We start from the raw sequence: 347 nt of genomic DNA on the forward strand, positions 1-347 counted from the left end.
CGGCCATCACGGGCGCCAGCACGTAGATGTTGGGCCCTCCGGCCGGCTCCACCGTGACCGTGTTTTCCCCGGAAAGGACCGCCAATGGGCCGGCGAGGGCCGCCAGCTCCGGGTTCGCCCGGGCTGGGTCGCTCAAGATCGGATAACGCTCGGGATGGCTGGAGACGTACACCCGGTCCTTTTCGTCCAGCACGACGATCGCCTCCACCCGAGCCGCATCGCTGGCATCGAGGGCCTGTAGCGGGGTGCGCACGATTTCGAAAGCGCGCCACACGTCGTCGTGGATCACGAGCGGCGTCAGGGTGCGGGCCAGCACCCGGGCCAGGCGCTCGGCGCTCGCCTTGAGG

The 347-nt window shown here is 69.7% G+C and carries 1 pseudogene; it reads right to left on the minus strand.

Features of this window, described 5'->3' with window-relative positions:
* A pseudogene (locus tag ACTFO6_RS18125) lies at window positions 1-347 on the minus strand (hypothetical protein); the annotation flags it as partial.

The sequence above is a fragment of the Pelomicrobium sp. G1 genome, from assembly GCF_051905455.1.
Classification (GTDB): domain Bacteria; phylum Pseudomonadota; class Gammaproteobacteria; order Burkholderiales; family UBA6910; genus Pelomicrobium.